The sequence below is a fragment of the Flavobacterium sp. genome, assembly GCF_043778725.1.
Classification (GTDB): Bacteria; Bacteroidota; Bacteroidia; order Flavobacteriales; family Flavobacteriaceae; genus Flavobacterium.
Genome location: NZ_JAYWFT010000175.1, coordinates 1 through 21408, shown reverse-complemented (window position 1 = coordinate 21408; position 21408 = coordinate 1). Strand labels below are relative to the sequence as shown.

Genomic DNA, 21408 nt, shown 5'->3' with positions numbered 1-21408 from the left:
ATGGGAACTATCAAATTACAAAATATAAGAGCTTTTTCGTTTCATGGATGCCTTGAAGAAGAAGCAAAAATTGGATCAGATTATAGAGTTGATCTTGAAATTAAAACCGATTTACGTAAATCTACCTTGACAGATGAGTTGAACGATACGGTTGATTATGTGCTTTTAAACAGAATTGTTGAGGAAGAAATGGACATTCGCTCTAAATTATTGGAACATGTTGCTAACAGAATCATCACAAGAATATTTAAAGAAATTCCGTCTGTATCACGAATTCTATTGGCAGTTTCTAAATTAAATCCTCCTATTGGTGGTGATGTTGAAGCGGTTACAATTGAAATGGAAGAATATAGAAATTAGGTACGAAGTACAAGGTTGGAAGTACGAAATGAGGAAAATAAAACTTTTTGAACTTTAAACTTTCAAACTTTAAACTTTTTTATATATTTGCATTCCAATTAATAAATTGGCGTCGTGGCCGAGCGGCTAGGCTGGGCTCTGCAAAAGCTCCTACTCCGGTTCGAATCCGGACGATGCCTCAAGAAAGAGATACAGAAATGTGTCTCTTTTTTTTGTATCTACAAAACTAATATAGTTTAATAACCATTGGATTAATAAGAATACATCCAACGAAAGAAGTTTTAATTTTTATATCAGAAATCACAATTTCATCATATTTAGAAGCATACTTATTTATCTTTTCGAAAGTTTCATCGTCTATCTTATCTCCATTTATTACAATGGAATTTCTGCCAGGAATTTTAAGAACAAACTGAGTTATGTTAAATATTAAATTAAAATTTTTATCGGCTGATATAACTCTAATTTTTGCATTTTTAAACTGACTTTTTTGAGCTCTAATTATTGAATCTCCTCTTATGTAATTAAAACAAGTAATTGGTCTTTTAATTCCTCTAATTTCAAAAACATGTTTTTCTGTTTTCTTTTTATTATTCTTTAATACAATATCAATAGTGATTATTAATTCTGAACCAGCACCGGGATTTAAATTATAAAGATTTTTAGAAATTAAAGATAAACCAATACCTGTAGCATTGAAAGACTTACAATTAGGAACATCTATTACTATTTCATTTTTAATTCCTCTAAAAACAACTTTAGTGTTTTTTGGAATAACTAAATCATTATCAGAATGTCTCACAACCGAAATCGTATCATTTTGTCCATAAAATGAAAGTGAAAAAAATAAAAGAAGTAAACTTATTTTTTTCTGCATAAGAAGTTATCTTTTGTTTTCGTAATCTTGAGCTGCTTTAATAACTATTTGTTTGTCTTTGGGTAACAAACCTTGTGAAAGAATAAAAATTCCCGAAATTATTAAAACAATACTAATGAATTTTTTAATACGTAGTATGTTTTTGGGATTTAATTTATTTCGTAATTGCTTTGCTAATAGTATTTTAAAAATATCTGTAATAAAATAAGTAATGATTAAAGTAGCAAAAAAGGTAATCATTCTTGATGCTTTTAATTCTAATTGCGGACCAATTGTTATTAAAATTGCTAACCAAAATCCGAGTACGCCAATATTGATAAAGTTTAAGAAAAAACCTTTAATGAATAATGATAAATAATTGTTTTTGGCTAATTCTGTTGGATCTTCTTCATCGATACCTTTTTTAGAATCTTTGTTGTTTTTTACAAAAGAAATTATTCCGTAAGTAAGCATCACTAATCCACCAAAAATAAACAAAGCTGGATCATCTTTAATACTTTCAATTAATCGATAACTACTAAAATAAGCTATTAAAATAAAAATAATATCGGCTAGAACAACTCCTAAATCAAAGATTATAGCAGCTCTAAATCCTTTTACAACACTGGTTTCCAATAATACAAAGAATACTGGACCAATCATAAAACTAAGAAAAAAACCTAATGGAATTGCAGATATAATGTCGTTGAGCATAGAGATATTTTAAATCGAAATTTTATGCAATTTAGAATTTAAAATTTAGAATCTAAAATAAATCTACTTCGCTTCTTCAATACTTCCGCCTGCAACTATCTTTTGATTGATTTGTTTTGGTTTTCCATAAATGGTAATATCGCCGCCAGCACGAACTTTAGCATCTACTAAATCGGTTGCATAAACATCGGCTTCACCGCCAGCATTTGAAGTAATAACTGTTTGATTTGTAGTAAGTTTTTCGGCTTCATAAACTCCACCAGAATTTACTAAAACGTCTTGATTTGTAGCCTTTCCATCCAAATGAATTGTAGAACCATTTGCTACTCTTGCTGTTAATTTAGCAACATCAAGTTTTAATTTTATTTGCGCTCCTTCTTTGGCTTTTATATCAAATGACGTAGCTTTTATGGTACTTTCACAAGCAATTCTTGAACCTTCATTAGCTTCGACAGCATCAATTTTTTTGTAATAAACGGTTGCTGAAATATTGTCACCGGAAAGTATTTTTGATAATGACATTCTAATTTTTAATTCGCCGTTTTTATTAACCAATTCAACTTCATTCGAACCTGAGCCATTAAGAATTACTTTGTTTTCTGAAGAAGGAATCAAAATAACATCAATTTGATCAAACGAGGTTACTTTATTGAAATCTCCAACGCTTTTTTCTGTTTGTGAAAATGCTATTTGACTGAATACTAATAGACTGAAAATTATTTTTTTCATGATGATTAAATTTTAAAAGTTCACTCGACTGCGCTCGGGATGACAATCAGTGTTAATAACTACTCGTTTTTTCTTAAAAATGTAAAATCCAATTGTTTTTTAACCAAATCGGCGTTCTTTACTTTAACGTAAACTTCGTCTCCTAATTGTAAAATACTCTTAGAAATTTCACCAACAAGTGCATATTGTTTTTCATCAAACGTGTAATAATCGTCTTTTATTTCACGAATTCTACACATTCCTTCGCATTTATTCGATACAATTTCTACATAAATTCCCCATTCGGTAACTCCAGAAATTACACCCAAAAACTCTTCGTCTTTGTGATCTTGCATGTATTTAATTTGCATGTATTTAATAGAATCACGCTCAGCATTTGTCGCAAGACTTTCCATATTACTAGAATGTTCGCATTTTTCTTCATACACTTCTGCAGAAACTGATTTTCCGCCATCCAAATAATATTGAAGTAATCGATGCACCATAACGTCGGGATAACGTCTAATTGGCGATGTAAAATGGCTGTAATAATCAAATGATAATCCGTAGTGACTAATATTTTCGGTAGAATATTTGGCTTTACTCATCGTTCGGATTGCCAAAGTATCAATTAAATTCTGCTCTTTCTTTCCGTTAACGTCTGCCATTAATTGGTTTAACGATTTAGAAATATCTTTTTTATCGCGTAAATCAATTTTGTAACCAAATTTAGAAATCAACGCTTGCATGGCAAAAAGCTTGTCTTCGTTAGGTTCGTCGTGAATTCTATAAACGAATGTTTTCTTTTGTTTTCCAATATATTCAGCAACTTTTCTGTTGGCTAAAAGCATGAATTCTTCTATCAAATGATTGGCATCTTTTGAAACTTTAAAATAAACACCTTCTGGTTCTCCATTTTCTGTTAAGTTGAATTTTACTTCAACTTTATCAAATGAAATAGCACCGTTATTCATTCTATTTCTACGAAGAATTTTAGCTAATTCGTCCAATTTTAATGTCGCTTCTGTAACTTCATCAGATGCATTATATTCTTTTCCAGTTAACGAAATTTCTGCTGGAATTGTAGCAGCTTTTGTTTCAATAATAACTTGCGCTTCTTCATACGAAAATCGTTGATCCGAATTAATAACCGTTCTTCCAAACCATTGATTGATTACAGTTGCTTTCTGATCGATTTCAAAAATAGCCGAAAAAGTATATTTTTCTTCATTAGGACGCAGCGAACAAGCAAAATTTGATAAAACTTCTGGCAACATCGGTACAACTCTATCCACTAAATAAACTGAAGTTCCACGATTGTAAGCTTCATCATCTAGAATTGTTCCTTCTTGCAAATAATGTGAAACATCGGCAATGTGAATTCCAATTTCGAAATTTCCATTTTCTAATTTTTTGAAAGACAACGCATCATCAAAATCTTTGGCATCTTTTGGATCAATCGTGTAAGTCAACGTATCGCGCATGTCACGACGTTTCGCAATTTCTTCCGGATGAATCGCTGTGTCTATTTTTTGTGCAAAAACTTCAACTTCAACTGGAAAATCATACGGCAAACCATATTCGGCTAAAATCGCATGAATTTCAGTATCGTGTTCTCCAGGTTTTCCTAAAACATTAATTACTGAACCAAATGGTGAATCGGCTTTCTTTGGCCAATCTTCAATTCGAACTACAACCACATCGCCTTGTTCTGCTCCGTTATATTTATCTTTTGGAATAAAAATATCGGTGTACATTTTAGCATTAGCAGTAGTTACAAAAGCAAAATTCTTTTGAATGTCAATAACTCCAACGAATTCTGTTTTCTTTCTTTCAAGAACTTCAATTACTTCACCTTCAGGTTTTTTACCACGACGACGGTTGTAAACATAAACCTTAACTTTGTCTTTATCTAAAGCGTGATTCAAGTTATTTGTTGGAATAAAAACATCATCTTCAAATTCGTCGCAAATAAAATAAGCCGTTTTTCTTGAAGTCATATCTATTCTTCCTTCATAATAATCTTGAGAAATGGCTTTTACTAAATAGCTTCCAGGTTCGTTTTCAATAATTACTTTTTGAGCAGCAAGAATTTTTAAATCTTTGATGATTTCGTTTCTGCTTTTGGTATCAGACAATTCAAGAACAGCACATATTTGCTTGTAATTGAATGGTTTATTAGCATTTTGTGATAGTATTTTTAATATTTTTTCCGAATAAGTTTTCGGTTTACTTCCAAATTTTTTTGGCATTTTACTCATAATCTTTTATAATAAAGTTTAAAATTACAAATAAGAAAATAGAAAATAGAGAATAGAGAATAGATTTATTGAAAAAATAACTTTTGTACCTTTATAAAAAAATTAAAATGAACGAATTTATAACCGTTGCTACTTTCAATTTTGCCTATGAAATTACAGTTTTAAAATCTGTTTTAGACAACAGAGAAATTGAGTATTTTTTTCAAAATGAAAATTTGATTGCTATTGATCCATTAGCGAGTTTTGCTTACGGCGGAATTCATCTTAAAATTCATCCTAATGATATAGAAGTTGTAAAAGAAATTTTAAACGACTTAAATACTAATCTAGATATTGTATAGTCTAATCTCTATTTTCAATTTTCTTTTCTCTAAAAAATTTAAAAGTTGTCAACATATATTAAATAAAACAAAAAAAAGATTTTAAATTTAATTAATTTCTTGGTGGTTATTATAGCGTGTTAATTGGTACAATAAGTTTAATTTTAAATAGTAGATTTTATAGTTATCTTTTTTTATACTGATTTATTAACATAGTTTTAATAAAGTAATACGTTCATTTTTAAACTGTTTTTAAATTTAATTAACAGTTGTTAACAAGTAAAAAAACATACTTTTTGTAGATAACTTTGATTGTTGATTTCTGTTGAAAAACTAAAAATTTATAGTGATAACTTTTCTAAAAATTCATCAAACTAAATTAGGATTTCTAATGTCAATTTTTGATTACAATTAATTTACATACAACCAAGAAAAACTTCTAAAAAACTATATAAAGTTGTTAACAAGCAATGTTAACTTAAGGTTAACTGATTTTCAACACATTACAAAACGCTATTAACAATACAAAAAATTAACATTTAGATTACATATTTCCTACTAATATTTAGATAGTTATATAAATAATGAAATTGAGGTATTTTGCTATAATTTGGAAATCAAGGAGTTAAAATAGTTTAAAATATATAACATAAAATAGAATGTTTACTTAAATTTGTAACCACTAAACAACACTAAAAAATATGAAAATATCTATCGGAAACGATCACGCAGGTCCAGATTATAAAAAAGCAATTGTTGCTTATTTAGTTTCAAAAGGACACGAAATTTTAAACCACGGAACCGATACTTTTGATAGTGTTGATTATCCCGATTTTGGTCATCCAGTTGCAACCGATGTAACTTCTGGAAATGCAGAATTAGGAATTGTAATTTGCGGAAGCGGAAACGGAATTGCTATGACAGCCAATAAACACCAAGGAATTCGTGCAGCACTTTGTTGGACCAAAGAAATTTCGGCGCTTGCGCGCCAACATAATAATGCAAATGTTGTAAGTATTCCGGCGCGTTTTACATCAATTCAACAAGCAATAGAAATAGTTGATACTTTTATAACTACCGATTTTGAAGGCGGAAGACATGCAAATCGTGTAGATAAAATTGCGTGTAGCTAGTTTTAAATTTTTAAATTATCCTATAATTTTTTTAATATATGGTAAGTTTAAGCAATATAAAAGAAACAATTGGAGTACAATAATAATGATAAACTTCCATAAAAAAGATTTTTTAGAAACCTTATGCCTGTAAACTAGAATACCAAAAATACCGCCAATACTTCCGCCCAATAATGAGAAAAGCAATAATTTTTTTTCAGAAATTCTCCATTTTTTATTTTGTGCCAGCCATTTGTCATATCCAAAAATTATAAATGTGACGGAGTTGATAACGATAAAAGCGTAAAGAATAATTTTAGGCATTGATAGGAATTAAATTGTTATACAAATAAAATAAAAATCATCAGAATTTTGTTAAAATAAACATGTCCACTATTTTGAAATTAAATACCAAAGAAACAAATAAAGCGCGACTCTCTTAAAATATCGCTTTATTAATAAATTTCACTACACAATGAACCAAATACAATTTATACAAACCCAAGCCAATACAACACCCAAAAACATTGAAGCAACTTTAAAATTGCTTTCAGAAGATTGCACCATTCCGTTTATTTCTCGTTATAGAAAAGACCAAACAGGCAATCTTGATGAGGTTATTATTGAGCAAATTGCCAAACTTTCTAAGCAATATGACGAAATTATAAAACGTAAAGAAAGCATTCTAAAAACGATTGACGAACAAGGACAATTATCGTCTGAATTGAAATTAAAAATTGAAAAAAGCTTCGATTTACAAGAAATTGAAGATTTGTACTTGCCTTATAAAAAGAAGAAAAAGACTAAAGCCGACGTTGCTCGTGAAAACGGATTGGAACCTTTGGCAAAAATTATCATGTTGCAAGGAACAGAAGATATCGATTTTATTTCCTCTAAATATCTCAATAATAATGTTGCTAATGAAGACGATGCTTTGCAAGGCGCAAGAGATATTATTGCCGAATGGATTAACGAAAATATCTATATTAGAAAAAATCTTCGTCGTATTTTTCAACGAAAAGCAGTTGTAACCACTAAAGTTTCAAAAGCTAAAAAAGACGACGAAAACGCCCAAAAATTCTCTCAATATTTCGATTGGTCTGAACCATTATCTAAAGCGCCATCGCACAGATTATTGGCCATGTTGCGTGCCGAAAGTGAAGGTTTTGTAAAATTGAATGTTGAAATAGAAAAGGAAGAAGCATTAGATTTTATAGAAGAAAATGTTATTAAAAACAGTCGTTCCGAAGCTAAACCGCATCTTGAATTGGCCATAAAAGACAGTTACAAACGCTTGTTAGAACCAGCAATTTCTAACGAAACCTTGCAAGAAGCCAAAGCCAAAGCCGATAAAACAGCCATTGATGTTTTTGCAAATAATTTGGGTCAATTATTACTTGCGCCACCATTAGGGGAAAAAAGAATTTTGGCAATCGATCCAGGTTTTCGTAGCGGTTGCAAAATAGTTTGTCTTGATGAAAAAGGCGATTTATTGTACAACGAAACCATTTATCCGCACCAACCACAAAATGAAACTGCGATGGCGATGAAAAAAATTCGTTCCATGGTAAATGCCTATAACATTGAAGCCATTTCTATTGGAAACGGAACTGCAAGTAGAGAAACCGAATTCTTCATTAAGAAAATTGCATTTGACAAACCGCTTCAAGTATTTGTAGTTTCAGAAGCTGGCGCTTCGGTTTATTCGGCATCAAAAATTGCTCGTGATGAATTTCCAAATTACGATGTTACCGTTCGTGGTTCGGTTTCTATTGGAAGACGACTTTCAGATCCATTAGCAGAATTGGTAAAAATTGATGCAAAATCCATTGGAGTTGGACAATACCAGCACGATGTGGATCAAACAAAATTGAAGGAAGAATTGGATTCGGTTGTAGTTCGATGTGTGAATTCGGTCGGAATTAATATAAATACAGCAAGTAAATCGTTGTTGAGTTATGTGTCTGGAATTGGCGAAAAAATGGCCGAAAACATTGTTGCTTTCCGACAAGAAAATGGTGCATTTGTAGAAAGAAAACAACTTAAGAAAGTACCACGTTTGGGCGAAAAAGCTTACCAACAAGCAGCAGCTTTTATTAGAATTAAAGACGGAAAAAATGCTTTAGATAATTCGGCAGTGCATCCAGAAGCGTACGGAATTGTTGAAAAAATGGCAAAAGATTTAGGTTTAAAAACCAACGATTTAATTGCCAATAAAGAGAAGATTTCTAAAATAAAATTAGAAGATTATGTTACCAAAGAAATCGGAATTTTAAGCCTAAAAGACATCGTAAAAGAGTTAGAAAAACCAGGATTAGATCCAAGAAAAGCGGCAAAAGTTTTCGAATTTGATCCAACAGTAACAACTATAAAAAATGTGCGAACCGGAATGGTTTTACCTGGAATTGTCAACAACATTACGGCATTTGGTTGCTTTGTTGATATCGGAATTAAAGAAAGCGGTTTGGTTCACATTTCGCAACTTAAAGAAGGATTTGTGTCGGATGTAAACGAAGTTGTAAAACTCCACCAACACGTTCAAGTTAAAGTTGTTGAGGTTGATGAAGAACGAAAAAGAATTCAATTGACGATGGTTTTATAAAACATAAAAAATTCCAAACTCCAACAAAATTGGAATTTGGAATTTTTTTTTTAGAATTTCTAAAATAGTTATTCTTTAGTTTCTTCTTCTTCTTTTTTAGAATTCGCAGGTTGATCGTCTTTGGCAGCGTTTTTAAATTCTTTCACGCCCGATCCCAATCCTTTCATCAATTCAGGAATTTTTTTACCTCCAAAAAGTAGTAAAACCACAACTAAAATTAATAAACCTTGAGGTAAACCAAATTCACCTAGAAAAATTGTTAGATAGTTCATAATATCAATTTATAAGAAAATTAGTTAGTAGTTTCTTCTTTTTTAGAATTTGCAGGTTGATCATCTTTGGCAGCATTTTTAAATTCCTTTACTCCAGATCCCAATCCTTTCATTAATTCTGGAATTTTTTTACCTCCAAAAAGTAGTAAAACAACGGCCAAAATTAATAACATTTGAGGCATTTCAATTGTCCCAAGAAATATAGTTAAATAATTCATACTTTTAAATATTAAATAATATATGCAAATGTAGAAAATAATTAATTAGCTCCGCAAATATTTAGCGTTAAAGAACGTTAAAAACCAGACTTTCATTTACAACTAATTTCTATATTTGTATAATAATCATACTTATGTCTGAAAAACGCCTCAAAAAACAATTATTAAAGAAAAGACTCTTTACCAAAAATCGTTTGGTAATCCTTAACGAAGACACATTTGAAGAAATATTTTCTTTAAAGTTGACCTTGATGAATGTCTTTGTGGTTGCCACAGTAGGTGCAATTTTGATTATCACGGTTACCACTTTTTTTATTGCATTTACACCTTTGCGCGAATACATTCCGGGTTACACATCAACAAAACTTAAGAAAGACGCTACTGAACTGGCGCTAAAATCGGATTCACTAGAATTTGCAATCAAGAAAAACGAAGCCTATCTAGAGTCTATAAAAAAGGTTTTAAACGGAAACTTAGAATATGCCAAAGTCAATAAAGATTCTATTTTAGCCATTTCTGTAGATACATTGCCCGATTTGCAACTAACAGCAACAGAAGCCGAAATGAATTTGAGAAAAGAAGTTGACAATGAAGAAAAAAAAGTAAAACAATTAAAAAAAACCAAATAAAACCTTTGCGACTTACTGTCTTTGTGGCAAAAATGTGTCTTAAATTATGTCAATAAAATCTATAGCAGCCAAAGTATTTGCCAAGTATATCCATAACAAAACCCAAAAATGGATAAACAATCCTATTGAAACTCAGCAAAAAGTTCTTGAGGATTTAATCCGGCAAGCGCAAAACACCCAGTTTGGAAAAGACCATAATTTTTCAGAAATAAAATCTTTCTTAGATTTTGCCATCCAAGTTCCAATTCGCGATTATGAAGAACTAAAACCCTATGTTGATAAAGTTGTTAAAGGCGAAGAGAATATTCTCTGGAAAGGAAAACCACTTTATTTTGCCAAAACTTCTGGAACTACTTCTGGCGCAAAATACATTCCGCTTACCAAAGAATCCATGCCTTTTCACATTGAAGCAGCTAGAAACGCAATTTTAAATTACATTCATGAAACAGGAAAAGCCGACTTTGTAGACGGCAAAATGATTTTCTTGCAAGGAAGTCCAATTCTAGAGGAAAAAAACGGAATCAAACTAGGACGATTATCCGGAATTGTAGCGCATTTTGTTCCTAAATATTTACAAAAAAACCGAATGCCATCTTGGCAAACCAATTGCATTGACGATTGGGAAACCAAAGTAGATGCCATAGTCGAAGAAACCATCAACCAAGATATGGCGGTAATTTCGGGAATTCCGTCTTGGGTGCAAATGTATTTTGAAAAGCTACAACAAAAAGGAGCAAAACCTGTAGGCGAAATATTTAAAAACTTCAATTTGTTTATTTATGGTGGCGTAAATTATGAACCCTATCGTGCCAAGTTCGAAAATCTTATAGGTCGAAAAGTAGCTTCAATAGAACTTTTTCCAGCTTCCGAAGGATTTTTTGCTTACCAAGATTCACAAAAAGAAAAAGGAATGTTGTTGCTTTTAAATTCTGGAATTTTCTACGAATTTGTAAAATCTGATGAGTTTTTCTTAGACAATCCAAAACGATATACTATTGGTGAAGTCGAGCTAAATGTAAATTACGTTTTAATAATTTCCACCAATGCCGGACTTTGGGCATACAACATTGGCGATACCGTTCAATTTACAAGCCTAAAACCCTATCGTGTTATTGTTTCTGGACGTATCAAACATTACATTTCTGCTTTTGGCGAACACGTTATTGGCAAAGAAGTAGAACACGCTTTGCAAGAAGCAATGCAAAATACAGATGTTCGAGTAAACGAATTTACCGTTGCGCCACAAATTGCGCCACAATCAGGATTGCCTTACCACGAATGGTTTATAGAGTTTGAAAACCAACCCAATAATCTCGAACAATTTGCGTTACAAATTGACACTGCCATGCGCAAACAAAACGCCTATTATGACGATTTAATAGTTGGAAAAGTATTGCAAACACTAGTAATAACAAGAGTTTCCAAAAACGGATTCCAAGAATATATGAAATCCATAGGAAAACTGGGCGGACAAAATAAATTACCAAGACTTTCTAACGATAGAAAAATTGCAGATCAACTATTATCCTAATAGGGTTTTTTTTAACCTGTTAGGTATTAAAAACAAATAAAATTGAAAATTTTGAGCGAAAGGCTTGGGCATTTTAGCAATCCATATTCCTGCTACCTTTCCAAAGCTCGCTAAAAAAGCGAGGCTTTTCCCTTGCATCAGGGCTAAACGGCAAACCATAAAAACAAAATGAAACTCACAATTACACTATTATTTTTAATCACATGTTCGCTTACTGCGCAAGTAAAAGGCATTGTTGTTGACCAAAACGACACGCCAATTCCTTATGTAAACATTTGGGTTGAAGGTGAAAATATTGGAACAACATCTGAGGTTGATGGAAGTTTTAATTTAGATAGTAAAAACAAGGAAAAGAACTTAATTTTTTCGGCAATAGGTTACAAGAAAGAGATAACACCATTCAAAGAAAAAATTGTTTTAGAAAAGGAAATTTATAAACTCGATGAAGTATTAATTTCAAGTTTAAAGCAAACCAAAGAAATTGAGATTGGTGATTCTAAGAAAAGATTTTATTTACCCGAACCACAAACAACGCCATGGATTTTTGCTAGAAATTTTCAAGTTGATAAAAACAATAAAGAAGTTAAATATGCAAAAGAAATCGTTTTTTTTACCAATAGCGAAGTAAAGAATGGGGTTTTTAGAGTAAGAATTTTTAAAATAGGACCAGACGGAATTCCAAATGAAGATATTTTAAATGAAGAATTACTTGTTGAAGTAAAAAAAGGAAAACAAAAAACCGTTGTAGATATTTTAAAATATAAAATAGAAATACCTCCAGAAGGAATAATTATAGGTTTTGAAAGTCTAATAATAGATCAAAATAAATACATGCAAAAAGCAACAATTTACAAAACTAATAAAAAAACAGAATGCCTAAATTACTCGCCTCATATTATGTATTTTAACGATGATACAGTTGATAATTATTCTTTTAGTTCTGGTCGTTGGCTAGTTATCAATGCACTTCATAAAGAAAAATATAAAGGAAAATATAATTTTCCTAATCCAGCAATAAATCTTATTTTAACAAATTAATAAATGAAATATTCATTAGCATTCCTTCTTATCACATGTTCGCTTACTGCTCAAGTAAAAGGAATTATCAAAGACAGTATTTCGGGAAAACCAATTCCGTTTGTAAACATTTGGGTAGAAAATGAAAATATTGGAGCAAGCTCAGAGGAGAACGGCGAATTTGTAATTAACACTTCTGAAAAAAGCAAAAAATTAATTTTTTCGGCTTTAGGATTTGAAAAGAAAATACTCAAAATATCGGAAACTTCTGTTGTAAAATTAAAACCAACCGCCTACCAGTTAGACGAAGTTGTAGTTTTTAAAACCTTAGGAACAAAAGTGATTGAAATAGGAAAAACACAAAGCACAATCTATCAGGCATTTGACAACGGACCAAAGATTGACACCAAATATTTTCCTTACTTACCCAAGTACAAAAAGACAAAATACATAAAGCAAGTAAACATAGAAACCGATAGTAAAATTGATGACGCAACCATAAGACTTCATTTTTACACCGTTGATGCTAACGGATTTCCAGGCGAAGAAATAATAAAGAAAGACTTTATAGTCACTGTAAAAAGTGGATTAAAAAAGACATTTTTCGACTTGAAAGACTACGGTTTAAAAATGCCAAAAACAGGAATTTTTATTGGTTTTGAAAAGCTAATTATAGAAAAAAACAAATTTGAAAAAACAATTACAGACTCCAATTCAAATACTACCAAAATCCAAAAAACGTACTATCCTTATGTGCTTTATAATTCTGTAGAACGTGAGTTTCAATTCACCTTTTCTGGCGGAAAATGGAACAAACAAACTAAATACAACACCGATGGAACTTTGGCCAAAATGAGGATTAACGAACCAGCAATTAACCTTATCCTAACCAACTAATCTATAAAATTCCTATATTTGCAGGTTATAAAACATAATTAATGAAGGAAATTAAAAACATTTCGCGCTCAAGAGCGCAAGAATCGTCGGCTGCTATTGAACGATTGTACATTACCATGAGACATTTATTTAACAGAGGTTTTTATAAACCAATGGGTATCTCAGGAGAAACTTTAAGAGAAGCATTACTTGAGCTTCGACCAGAAATTTATGGAACTATTGCCGAAGAAAAAGTAGAACTTAGTGGTTTACTTTATGTAATAGAAAGACTTCCAGTTGGCATTGAAGAATGTCGATACATCAATTTAACTTCGGACGAAGGTTATTCAAAATCACATTTTCAAGCCATTGTTCCACCAAAACGTAGAAGAAATTGCTATAGAATTGACGAAGAACAAATGAATGTAGAAATTACGCGCGGACGATCAGACATCTACGATATTTTAACGCATTTGACCTTTATTTTTATAGAATCACACAAAATTAAAGATAGAATTTTAATTGATGAAGAAGGAAAAATATCTCGCGATTGGCAAAAACTAGAGCAAGCAGCACTTCAAGAAAAGAAGCTTACGCAAATAGAAAAAGAAAAAGCCATTTCGCACGCAGCTAATGTTCTAGGAAGAACTTTTGTTGAGGTTTTAGACATCTACGATTCGTTTGGAACTAAAGAAAAACCAGATCGTTTTTTACATATTATTTATTGGCTAGGAAAAATAGCAATAGAAGAAGTAGTTGAAAACAATAAAAGAACAATCACTTTTAGTCCAATATTGAGAGAACGTCTTGGACATCACATTCACGGTGAAATTTGGGCAAACAATATTAAAGAAGTTTTAAACGAAAATAATTTACTTGGAAGACCAATTCATATTATTAGTGCCAACATGCACAGTGTTATGAATTCGATTTTCGCCACACATGTATTAAAAACGAAGTTTAAAGGACAATCAGATTTTAATATCTTCGAAGAATTAAGCAAGCAAGGTGCACACGACGTTAGAGATAAAGTAGAAGCATTTGCATTGCAACACGGAATGTTTTCTTTGCCAGACCATTCGGGAACCAATATTGATGTTCAAATATTTGACACAGCAAAAATTGACTGGATAAAATCGGCGTTTCCTAATGCCAAAGTTGGAAAAGACAATCCGGTAATTATTGTAATGGATTATGCTTTTGGCGAGCAAGCTTATGAAACCATTGACGAATTATTGAAACCCTATAAAACAGGAGACGACAAAATTTTACTTAATGTAGAGTCGGTTTCTATAATGGGAAAAGCCGGAATTCTAGAAGGTGGAAAAGGCGATATAATGATTCCAAATGCACACATCAATGAAGGAACAGCAGATAATTATTTCTTTGAAAATGAATTGACCGCAGCAATGTTTGAAGGAAATGATATTCCGGTTTTTGCCGGACCAATGATAACCGTTTTGGGAACTTCGCTTCAAAATAAAGATTTATTGAAATTTTTCCACGAGTCAACTTGGGGTGTAATTGGTCTAGAAATGGAAGGTGCTTATTACCAAAAAGCGATTCAATCGGCATCCAAAATTAGAAAAAGCATCAATCCAAATGTAAAAGTTAGATATGCCTATTACGCTTCCGACAATCCTTTAGAAACAGGAAGTACATTAGCATCTGGCGGATTGGGAACAACAGGAGTGAAGCCAACGTATTTGATCACAATTAAAATATTAGAACAAATTTTCAACGTAAAATAATTTATTTTTTATGAGTACAGCATCTCAAAATAATGACAATCAAGAAATTGACTTGTCACAAATTTCTAAAAAAATAGGAAGTTTTTTAGATGGAATTTCTTCAACAATTTTTGAAGGAATTCTTTTTCTTAAAAGAAATATTCTTGTTCTTGGAATTTTATTTGTCTTAGGCGCAGGTTTAGGATATTATTTGGATGATTCTAATAAAACCTATAAAAATGAGGTAATTGTTTCTCCTAATATGGGAGGAACAGATTATTTATATGCTAAAATTGAACTTTTATCGTCTAAACTTGGCGAGCACGATACTAATTTCTTCAATTCTATTGGAATAAAAAATTCTAAAAATATTGCGTTAATTGAAGTAGAACCAGTAATTGATATCTATGAGTTTGTAAACACAAATACTGCCATTGCAACAAATGCTCAAAACACACAAAATTTCGAATTAATGAAATTGTTGGCAGAAGATAACGACATAAATAAAGTTATTAAAGACCAGTTAACAAGCAAGAATTATCCGCATCATACAATTAGAATTCTTACAAACGGAAAAACATCGAATCAAGAATTAATTTTGCCATTATTGAAGTATTTAAATACAGATCCATATTACAATAAAATTTGTAACATTTCGTATAGCAATACAGAGATAAAAATGAAAAAAAATGAAGTTGTAATTGATCAAGTCGATTCTCTTATTGGTAATATTTCTAAAAATATTTCTAAAAACCAGAAAAGTTCCAACTTAATTTATAATAATGAAAACAATCAATTGAGTACATTATTTGATTTAAAAAACAATTTGATAAATGAAATTGCAAGCCAAAAGATTCAACTTATCAATTTAAAATCATTTATAAAAGATTTAAGCACCACAATTAACATTAAAGATACCAAAGGAACTAACGGAAAAATGAAATTGATTATACCCTTTTTATTTATGTTCTTGTTTTTAGTTGGTACTATTTTTAGATCTTTTTATAAAAAACAATTAGCAAAATCTAAACTGTAATTTTATCTAAAATAACTTCATTTAGTTAATATGACTATGTTGAAATAAAAATATAAAATTAAAAAAACCAATAATTATCTAGATATGAAAGGAATTATTTTAGCCGGAGGTTCAGGTACAAGATTGCATCCGTTAACGTTAGCCGTTAGCAAGCAACTGATGCCAATATACGACAAACCAATGATTTACTATCCGCTTTCTACATTGATGTGGGCAGGAATCAACGAAATATTAATTATTTCTACTCCTCATGATTTACCGTTATTTCAACAACTTTTGGGCGATGGAAAAAAATTTGGTTGCCGATTTGAATACGCTGTTCAAGAAAATCCTAACGGACTTGCAGAAGCTTTCATTATAGGTAAAGATTTTATTGGTAGCGATAAAGCAGCCTTAATTCTTGGTGATAATATTTTTTACGGAACCGGTTTGGCCGAATTGCTTCAAGCCAACAGCAATCCTGATGGCGGAATTATTTATGCCTACCATGTGCACGATCCAGAACGTTATGGCGTTGTAGATTTTGACAAAGAAGGAAACGTACTTTCTATTGAAGAAAAACCAGAAAAACCAAAATCAAACTATGCCGTTCCCGGAATATATTTCTATGATAATTCGGTAATAGAAGTTGCCGCCAACATAAAACCAAGCCATCGTGGTGAACTAGAAATTACAGATGTCAATAAAGAATACCTAAAAAGAGGAAACCTTAAAGTAAGTATTCTTGATAGAGGTACAGCTTGGCTAGATACAGGAACTTTTCAGTCGTTAATGCAAGCAGGACAATTTGTTCAAGTTATTGAAGAACGTCAAGGTTTAAAAATTGGTGCTATAGAAGAAGCTGCCTATAAAATGGGATTTATTGACGCGCAACAGTTAAAACAATTAGCACAACCGTTGCTTAAAAGTGGTTATGGCGTTCATTTAATGAGTTTGTTAGAAGAATAAAGAAAAAAGAATAGAAAAACTTAAGTGTTGAAATTGCTTTTTGACATTGAATATGACATTGAATATGACATTTACAGAAACAAAACTTAAAGGTTGTTTTATTATAGAACCCAAAATAATTCGTGATGAACGTGGTTATTTTATGGAAAGCTTTAACGAAAAAACCTTTTGCAATGGAGTAGGAACCAACGTGCATTTTGTACAAGACAACCAATCTTTTTCTAGCAAAGGCGTTCTAAGAGGTTTACATTATCAAACTGGTGCGCATGCTCAAGCCAAATTAGTGCGCGTAATTCAAGGCGAAGTTCTAGATGTAGCAGTAGATATCCGTCCAGAATCTGAAACCTATGGTCAGTATGTTGCCGTACTTCTTTCAGGAGATAATCAAACCCAATTTTTTGTTCCAAGAGGTTTTGCTCATGGCTTTTTGGTTTTGTCAGAAACAGCTACTTTTTTCTACAAATGCGATAATTTTTATAATAAAGAAAGCGAAGGCGGATTGATTTATAACGATCAAACTGTCAATATCGATTGGAATTTTCCAACTGCCCATTTACTGATTTCCGAAAAAGATACCGTTCTTCCAACACTTGAAAACGCTAAAAAAGTATGGTAGTTTTAGTAACTGGAGGCAACGGACAATTAGGTCAAGCACTGCAATCTATTTCGGGTAATTATCCAGAAATAGATTTTGTTTTTTGTGATTCCAAAAGTTTAGATATAACAAATTTAAACAATATTGAACAAGCTTTTAAACAATTTAAACCCAATTTCTGCATCAACGCAGCAGCTTATACAGCAGTTGATAAAGCCGAAAGCGAACCAGAAAAAGCAGCATTAATAAATGTTATTGGAGCAAAAAATATAGCTGAGGTTTGTAAAGAATTTTCAACAATATTGCTTCATGTTTCTACCGATTTTGTATTTGACGGAAGTAAGACAACACCATACACAGAAGAAGATTTACCTAATCCAACAGGAGTTTACGGACAAACAAAACTTGATGGTGAAAAAGCCATTCAAGAAACGTTTGATAATTACTTTATTATAAGAACATCATGGGTTTACTCGCAATTTGCAAATAATTTCATGAAAACCATGTTGCGATTGGCATCAGAAAGAGATTCTTTATCAGTAGTAAACGACCAAATAGGAACGCCAACAAACGCAGTAGATTTAGCTGAGGTTTTAATTTCTATGATATTAAAAACCCACAACTCGCAACTTGAAATTTGTAACTTCGGAATTTACAACTATAGTAACGAAGGAAAGTGTTCTTGGTATGATTTTGCCAAAAAAATATTTGAAGTAAACAATATTAGTATAAATTTACAATCCATACCAACCACAAGTTTTCCAACTCCAGCCAAACGACCAAGTTATAGTGTTTTGGATAAAAGCAAAATAAAAAGAGTTTTTGGTGTTGAAGTTGATGTTTGGGAAGTTGCTTTAAATAATAATTAATGTTTCACTAAATAAATTTCATCATGAAAAAATTAATTACTTTTTTTGTTTTTATGTTAAGTTTTGTTGGTATTTCTCAAAATATTGGTTTAGATACTAGTTTTGGAAATAATGGTGTTTTTTTCAACACTTCTATTGTAACGCTTCCCAAAGCTATTTTTTATGAGAATAATAAATATATTTTTTTATTTAATGATGGATTATCATCTATTAATTACAATGGTACTAATGACACAAGTTTTGGAACTAATGGAAAACTTTTTTTTAATAATTCTACCGAAACATTTTTAACTAAAGGAGCTAAAATTTATAATGGATTTGTTTACATATTTGGGCAGGTTTCTAGTAATGCAAATTCAACCAATAAAAATATTTTTATAGCAAAAATTTCTACTTCGGGTGTTTTTGATACTACTTTTGGACAAAATGGTTTGGTTAAGTTAGATTTGGGAACTAACAATGAAATAATAAATGATATTGTTATAAACACTGACGGAAAATTACTCACCATTGGGAATAAGGATAATTTAATTTTTGTTACTAAAATAGATACAAATGGGATTTTAGATGTTAGTTTTAATAATGTAGGATTTAAATCATTTCCATTAAACGCGGGTGAAATTTCAATAGGAGCTAGTATTTATAATTATTTGGGAAATTATATCTTAGTTGGATCTACTACACAAGCTTTGAAGCACTTAGTTTTTTTAAATATAGATGCTACAGGCAATTTAATAAGTACATATGGCACTAATGGAATTAAAACAGTTACACTTTCAAGTCCAGGAGAAACAGGAGGTTATTCAATTGTAAATTCGAAAATAATTTCTGACAACATATATATTGTTTATTACTTTTCATGGTCATTTAATAATCAGTATAATAGATTAGTAAAATATAATTTAGCTTCAGATGTTTATACAACATTAAATTATGTTCCTTTATTCAGTTTTGATTATACTTTTGATTCGGATGAAAATATTTACACAACAGGAATTAATAGATGTTCTCCAGCAACGAGTTCAAATTGTAATCGAAACTATAGTATAACAAAACTTTTACCAACAGGAGTATTAGACACTAGTTTTAGTTCAACGGGTAATTATGAATATAATTTTTTCCCAGGCGACCTAATATCTGATGATCAATCGTCAATACTATATCAACATAGTGATGGAAAAAAAGTTGTTGCAGGATATATTTTTAATCCATATTCTCCTCTAGGAACAGGAACAACTGGATTTTCAGTAATTAGAGTTATGAATTCAGCTTTGTCATCAACTAATTTTGATATCGATTCAGCTTTTAGTTTATCACCTAATCCTGCTGAAAAAGAATTAAATATTAGTATAAAACAAGATATTAATATTTCTAAAATAGATATTATTGATATAAACGGCAGAGCATTTATATCACAAAACAGCGACTTTGAAAAAGTAAACGTTGAAAACTTACAACAAGGAATTTATTTTTTAAAAATATCATATGATGATAAAAATGAAATATTAAAATTTTTAAAAAAATAATTGAATTTTTAGTTAAAAAATAAAAAAACAGGAAGAATTTAGTACTTAAAAAATTATTAAAACTTGTAAATTAAAATATCAAATTATATCTAGTCACTTTCTTAATTTAAGTATGCAATATCTGTTTAATAATGTTACTTAAAACAAAAGAAGATAAACTTTTTAACAAAGGAAAATTAAAGTATAATTATTGTTTCAATCTCAATTAAAGTTAATTATTTCCTTTCTGATAAGGAAATAACGATAAAATAAAGCTAACAATAGAATAGTATTTTAACTCATTAGGTGCTAATTAAAATATTTATATATTTGCAAAAAAATAAAATCTAAGAACATGAAAAAAATATTTTTAATAGCTTTAACATCAACGACTTTATTTTCTTGTAAAAATGAAGAAAAAAAAGTTGAAGCAGCACCAGAGGAAAATACTTTTGTTGTTACTGCAAACATGAATGTAAAAGAAGATGATAATTTTCAGATATATTACATGGAAACACCAGGAGAACCTTTAGACCCAAACAAATATGTTTCTGTATCTGTAAAAGGAAAAGAAACACCTCAAGATGTTGTGTTTAAACTACCAAAAGATGTTGTGCTTGCAGACTTAAGGTTTGACCTAGGAGACAATAAAAAACAAAAAGAAATTAAACTAAACAATTTTAAATTTGAATATTTAAATAAATCTTTTATAGTGAAAGATTCATTAGTTGATTTTTACTTTGGTTATAATGAGCAAGTAGTTTTAGATAAAAAAACAGGTACGGCTACAATTAAAGAAATAGCAAATCAGCAACATGACCCACTATTATTAGCTAAACCAACATTAAATGATGAATTAGTTAAGTTAATTAAATAATAATTACTTTATAAATTTAAAAAGAGCTGATTTCAGCTCTTTTTTTATGTCTTCCAAGGAAGTAATCTAGCATTATCCGATATTAATTTTGGTTTCTGTTGGTTTAAATTATTTCCATTTAATACAATTTCGTATTTATCTAAATAACTAAAAGCCATTTTTTTAGAATTAAACTCCTCAACAACATATTCATTACATCTAGTTTTTGAATAAGAATCGGAGTTGGAAAGTGCTTTTGAAAGCTCCAATTGATTGTCAGTAAGAAACCCAAACTCTTGTGGAACCAATTCAGACAGTGAACCATAAGGTGTTCCAAATACCGGACAACCATAAAATAAACTTTCTGTTATTGCCAATCCAAACGGTTCGTGC

The 21408-nt window shown here is 30.6% G+C and carries 22 protein-coding genes, 1 tRNA gene and 1 pseudogene; 16 read left to right on the top strand and 8 right to left on the bottom strand.

Annotated features, from left to right (window positions below; genetic code table 11):
• Together folB and ACH2CG_RS15830 are read left to right on the top strand one after the other, a co-directional pair.
• Window positions 1–360: dihydroneopterin aldolase (gene folB, locus ACH2CG_RS15835; RefSeq protein WP_395066941.1), on the top strand; the 360-nt coding region annotated here is incomplete at its 5' end.
• Between the two features lie 108 nt (window positions 361–468).
• A tRNA-Cys gene (locus ACH2CG_RS15830) sits at window positions 469–539 on the top strand.
• Window positions 540–586: 47 nt separating this feature from the next.
• Here ACH2CG_RS15830 and ACH2CG_RS15825 read toward each other — a convergent pair.
• The 4 genes from ACH2CG_RS15825 to rnr form a co-directional block, all read right to left on the bottom strand.
• Window positions 587–1237, bottom strand: coding sequence for a hypothetical protein (locus ACH2CG_RS15825; protein WP_395066939.1), 651 nt, complete (start codon window positions 1235–1237; stop codon window positions 587–589).
• A gap of 6 nt (window positions 1238–1243) precedes the next feature.
• Window positions 1244–1930, bottom strand: coding sequence for a LysE family translocator (locus tag ACH2CG_RS15820; protein WP_395066937.1), 687 nt, complete (start codon window positions 1928–1930; stop codon window positions 1244–1246).
• Between the two features lie 63 nt (window positions 1931–1993).
• Window positions 1994–2659 carry a head GIN domain-containing protein gene (locus ACH2CG_RS15815; RefSeq protein WP_395066935.1) on the bottom strand — a complete coding sequence of 222 codons (666 nt, stop codon included), beginning with the start codon at window positions 2657–2659 and terminating at the stop codon, window positions 1994–1996.
• 59 nt (window positions 2660–2718) lie between these two features.
• Window positions 2719–4899: a ribonuclease R gene (gene rnr, locus ACH2CG_RS15810; protein WP_395066933.1), complete on the bottom strand. Its 2181-nt coding sequence runs from the start codon at window positions 4897–4899 to the stop codon at window positions 2719–2721.
• A gap of 107 nt (window positions 4900–5006) precedes the next feature.
• On the opposite strand from rnr, the gene ACH2CG_RS15805 reads away from it, so the two are divergent.
• Both ACH2CG_RS15805 and rpiB read left to right on the top strand, forming a co-directional pair.
• Window positions 5007–5240 carry a DUF2007 domain-containing protein gene (locus tag ACH2CG_RS15805; protein ID WP_395066931.1) on the top strand — a complete coding sequence of 78 codons (234 nt, stop codon included), beginning with the start codon at window positions 5007–5009 and terminating at the stop codon, window positions 5238–5240.
• Window positions 5241–5920: 680 nt separating this feature from the next.
• Window positions 5921–6352: a ribose 5-phosphate isomerase B gene (gene rpiB, locus ACH2CG_RS15800; protein WP_395066929.1), complete on the top strand. Its 432-nt coding sequence runs from the start codon at window positions 5921–5923 to the stop codon at window positions 6350–6352.
• A gap of 15 nt (window positions 6353–6367) precedes the next feature.
• Here rpiB and ACH2CG_RS15795 read toward each other — a convergent pair whose 3' ends face one another.
• Window positions 6368–6655 carry a DUF1294 domain-containing protein gene (locus ACH2CG_RS15795; protein ID WP_395066927.1) on the bottom strand — a complete coding sequence of 96 codons (288 nt, stop codon included), beginning with the start codon at window positions 6653–6655 and terminating at the stop codon, window positions 6368–6370.
• Between the two features lie 151 nt (window positions 6656–6806).
• Here ACH2CG_RS15795 and ACH2CG_RS15790 point away from each other — a divergent pair, with 151 nt between their 5' ends.
• Window positions 6807–8933 carry a Tex family protein gene (locus ACH2CG_RS15790; protein WP_395066925.1) on the top strand — a complete coding sequence of 709 codons (2127 nt, stop codon included), beginning with the start codon at window positions 6807–6809 and terminating at the stop codon, window positions 8931–8933.
• 68 nt (window positions 8934–9001) lie between these two features.
• Here ACH2CG_RS15790 and tatA (ACH2CG_RS15785) read toward each other — a convergent pair whose 3' ends face one another.
• Entirely contained in the window at window positions 9002–9205 is a 204-nt protein-coding gene (gene tatA / locus ACH2CG_RS15785) for a twin-arginine translocase TatA/TatE family subunit (protein WP_395066923.1), read from the bottom strand.
• 20 nt (window positions 9206–9225) lie between these two features.
• Window positions 9226–9423 carry a twin-arginine translocase TatA/TatE family subunit gene (gene tatA, locus ACH2CG_RS15780; protein WP_395066921.1) on the bottom strand — a complete coding sequence of 66 codons (198 nt, stop codon included), beginning with the start codon at window positions 9421–9423 and terminating at the stop codon, window positions 9226–9228.
• Between the two features lie 134 nt (window positions 9424–9557).
• On the opposite strand from tatA (ACH2CG_RS15780), the gene ACH2CG_RS15775 reads away from it, so the two are divergent.
• From ACH2CG_RS15775 to ACH2CG_RS15725, 11 genes are all read left to right on the top strand, one after another.
• Window positions 9558–10052, top strand: a complete 495-nt coding sequence (locus ACH2CG_RS15775) for a peptidase (protein ID WP_395066919.1) — start codon at window positions 9558–9560, stop codon at window positions 10050–10052.
• Window positions 10053–10098: 46 nt separating this feature from the next.
• Window positions 10099–11583 carry a GH3 auxin-responsive promoter family protein gene (locus tag ACH2CG_RS15770; protein WP_395066917.1) on the top strand — a complete coding sequence of 495 codons (1485 nt, stop codon included), beginning with the start codon at window positions 10099–10101 and terminating at the stop codon, window positions 11581–11583.
• 168 nt (window positions 11584–11751) lie between these two features.
• The gene (locus ACH2CG_RS15765) at window positions 11752–12621 is read left to right on the top strand and encodes a carboxypeptidase-like regulatory domain-containing protein (protein WP_395066915.1); all 870 of its coding nucleotides are present in this window, start codon (window positions 11752–11754) and stop codon (window positions 12619–12621) included.
• Between the two features lie 3 nt (window positions 12622–12624).
• On the top strand, window positions 12625–13497 hold the full coding sequence (locus tag ACH2CG_RS15760) for a carboxypeptidase-like regulatory domain-containing protein (RefSeq protein ID WP_395066913.1): 873 nt from the start codon (window positions 12625–12627) through the stop codon (window positions 13495–13497).
• Between the two features lie 41 nt (window positions 13498–13538).
• Complete coding sequence (locus ACH2CG_RS15755; RefSeq protein ID WP_395066911.1) at window positions 13539–15227, top strand: DUF6909 family protein; 1689 nt, start codon at window positions 13539–13541, stop codon at window positions 15225–15227.
• 10 nt (window positions 15228–15237) lie between these two features.
• Window positions 15238–16242 (top strand): hypothetical protein, encoded by a 1005-nt coding sequence (locus ACH2CG_RS15750; RefSeq protein ID WP_395066909.1) that lies wholly within the window; start codon window positions 15238–15240, stop codon window positions 16240–16242.
• 84 nt (window positions 16243–16326) lie between these two features.
• On the top strand, window positions 16327–17190 hold the full coding sequence (gene rfbA, locus ACH2CG_RS15745) for a glucose-1-phosphate thymidylyltransferase RfbA (RefSeq protein ID WP_395066907.1): 864 nt from the start codon (window positions 16327–16329) through the stop codon (window positions 17188–17190).
• A 64-nt stretch (window positions 17191–17254) separates the two neighbouring features.
• Window positions 17255–17806 carry a dTDP-4-dehydrorhamnose 3,5-epimerase gene (rfbC, locus tag ACH2CG_RS15740; protein ID WP_395066905.1) on the top strand — a complete coding sequence of 184 codons (552 nt, stop codon included), beginning with the start codon at window positions 17255–17257 and terminating at the stop codon, window positions 17804–17806.
• On the top strand, window positions 17800–18654 hold the full coding sequence (gene rfbD / locus ACH2CG_RS15735) for a dTDP-4-dehydrorhamnose reductase (RefSeq protein WP_395066903.1): 855 nt from the start codon (window positions 17800–17802) through the stop codon (window positions 18652–18654). The genes rfbC and rfbD overlap by 7 nt, the downstream gene beginning before the upstream one ends.
• 23 nt (window positions 18655–18677) lie before the next feature.
• Window positions 18678–20180, top strand: coding sequence for a T9SS type A sorting domain-containing protein (locus ACH2CG_RS15730; RefSeq protein ID WP_395066901.1), 1503 nt, complete (start codon window positions 18678–18680; stop codon window positions 20178–20180).
• Window positions 20181–20514: 334 nt separating this feature from the next.
• Window positions 20515–21036 carry a hypothetical protein gene (locus ACH2CG_RS15725; RefSeq protein WP_395066899.1) on the top strand — a complete coding sequence of 174 codons (522 nt, stop codon included), beginning with the start codon at window positions 20515–20517 and terminating at the stop codon, window positions 21034–21036.
• A gap of 44 nt (window positions 21037–21080) precedes the next feature.
• Here ACH2CG_RS15725 and ACH2CG_RS15720 read toward each other — a convergent pair.
• Window positions 21081–21408 (bottom strand): annotated as a pseudogene (locus ACH2CG_RS15720) (glycosyltransferase family 4 protein); the annotation flags it as partial.

Excerpts from the sequence above, each read along its gene's own strand:
- rfbD (WP_395066903.1), top strand. The coding sequence starts at position 17,800 with ATGGTAGTTTTAGTAACTGGAGGCAACGGACAATTAGGTCAAGCACTG.
- ACH2CG_RS15825 (WP_395066939.1), bottom strand. The coding sequence starts at position 1,237 with ATGCAGAAAAAAATAAGTTTACTTCTTTTATTTTTTTCACTTTCATTT.
- ACH2CG_RS15750 (WP_395066909.1), top strand. The coding sequence starts at position 15,238 with ATGAGTACAGCATCTCAAAATAATGACAATCAAGAAATTGACTTGTCA.
- tatA (WP_395066921.1), bottom strand. The coding sequence starts at position 9,423 with ATGAATTATTTAACTATATTTCTTGGGACAATTGAAATGCCTCAAATG.
- rfbA (WP_395066907.1), top strand. The coding sequence starts at position 16,327 with ATGAAAGGAATTATTTTAGCCGGAGGTTCAGGTACAAGATTGCATCCG.
- ACH2CG_RS15775 (WP_395066919.1), top strand. The coding sequence starts at position 9,558 with ATGTCTGAAAAACGCCTCAAAAAACAATTATTAAAGAAAAGACTCTTT.
- ACH2CG_RS15725 (WP_395066899.1), top strand. The coding sequence starts at position 20,515 with ATGAAAAAAATATTTTTAATAGCTTTAACATCAACGACTTTATTTTCT.
- ACH2CG_RS15755 (WP_395066911.1), top strand. The coding sequence starts at position 13,539 with ATGAAGGAAATTAAAAACATTTCGCGCTCAAGAGCGCAAGAATCGTCG.
- ACH2CG_RS15795 (WP_395066927.1), bottom strand. The coding sequence starts at position 6,655 with ATGCCTAAAATTATTCTTTACGCTTTTATCGTTATCAACTCCGTCACA.
- ACH2CG_RS15820 (WP_395066937.1), bottom strand. The coding sequence starts at position 1,930 with ATGCTCAACGACATTATATCTGCAATTCCATTAGGTTTTTTTCTTAGT.
- rnr (WP_395066933.1), bottom strand. The coding sequence starts at position 4,899 with ATGAGTAAAATGCCAAAAAAATTTGGAAGTAAACCGAAAACTTATTCG.
- rpiB (WP_395066929.1), top strand. The coding sequence starts at position 5,921 with ATGAAAATATCTATCGGAAACGATCACGCAGGTCCAGATTATAAAAAA.
- ACH2CG_RS15730 (WP_395066901.1), top strand. The coding sequence starts at position 18,678 with ATGAAAAAATTAATTACTTTTTTTGTTTTTATGTTAAGTTTTGTTGGT.
- ACH2CG_RS15790 (WP_395066925.1), top strand. The coding sequence starts at position 6,807 with ATGAACCAAATACAATTTATACAAACCCAAGCCAATACAACACCCAAA.
- tatA (WP_395066923.1), bottom strand. The coding sequence starts at position 9,205 with ATGAACTATCTAACAATTTTTCTAGGTGAATTTGGTTTACCTCAAGGT.
- rfbC (WP_395066905.1), top strand. The coding sequence starts at position 17,255 with ATGACATTTACAGAAACAAAACTTAAAGGTTGTTTTATTATAGAACCC.
- ACH2CG_RS15805 (WP_395066931.1), top strand. The coding sequence starts at position 5,007 with ATGAACGAATTTATAACCGTTGCTACTTTCAATTTTGCCTATGAAATT.
- ACH2CG_RS15815 (WP_395066935.1), bottom strand. The coding sequence starts at position 2,659 with ATGAAAAAAATAATTTTCAGTCTATTAGTATTCAGTCAAATAGCATTT.
- ACH2CG_RS15765 (WP_395066915.1), top strand. The coding sequence starts at position 11,752 with ATGAAACTCACAATTACACTATTATTTTTAATCACATGTTCGCTTACT.
- ACH2CG_RS15760 (WP_395066913.1), top strand. The coding sequence starts at position 12,625 with ATGAAATATTCATTAGCATTCCTTCTTATCACATGTTCGCTTACTGCT.
- ACH2CG_RS15770 (WP_395066917.1), top strand. The coding sequence starts at position 10,099 with ATGTCAATAAAATCTATAGCAGCCAAAGTATTTGCCAAGTATATCCAT.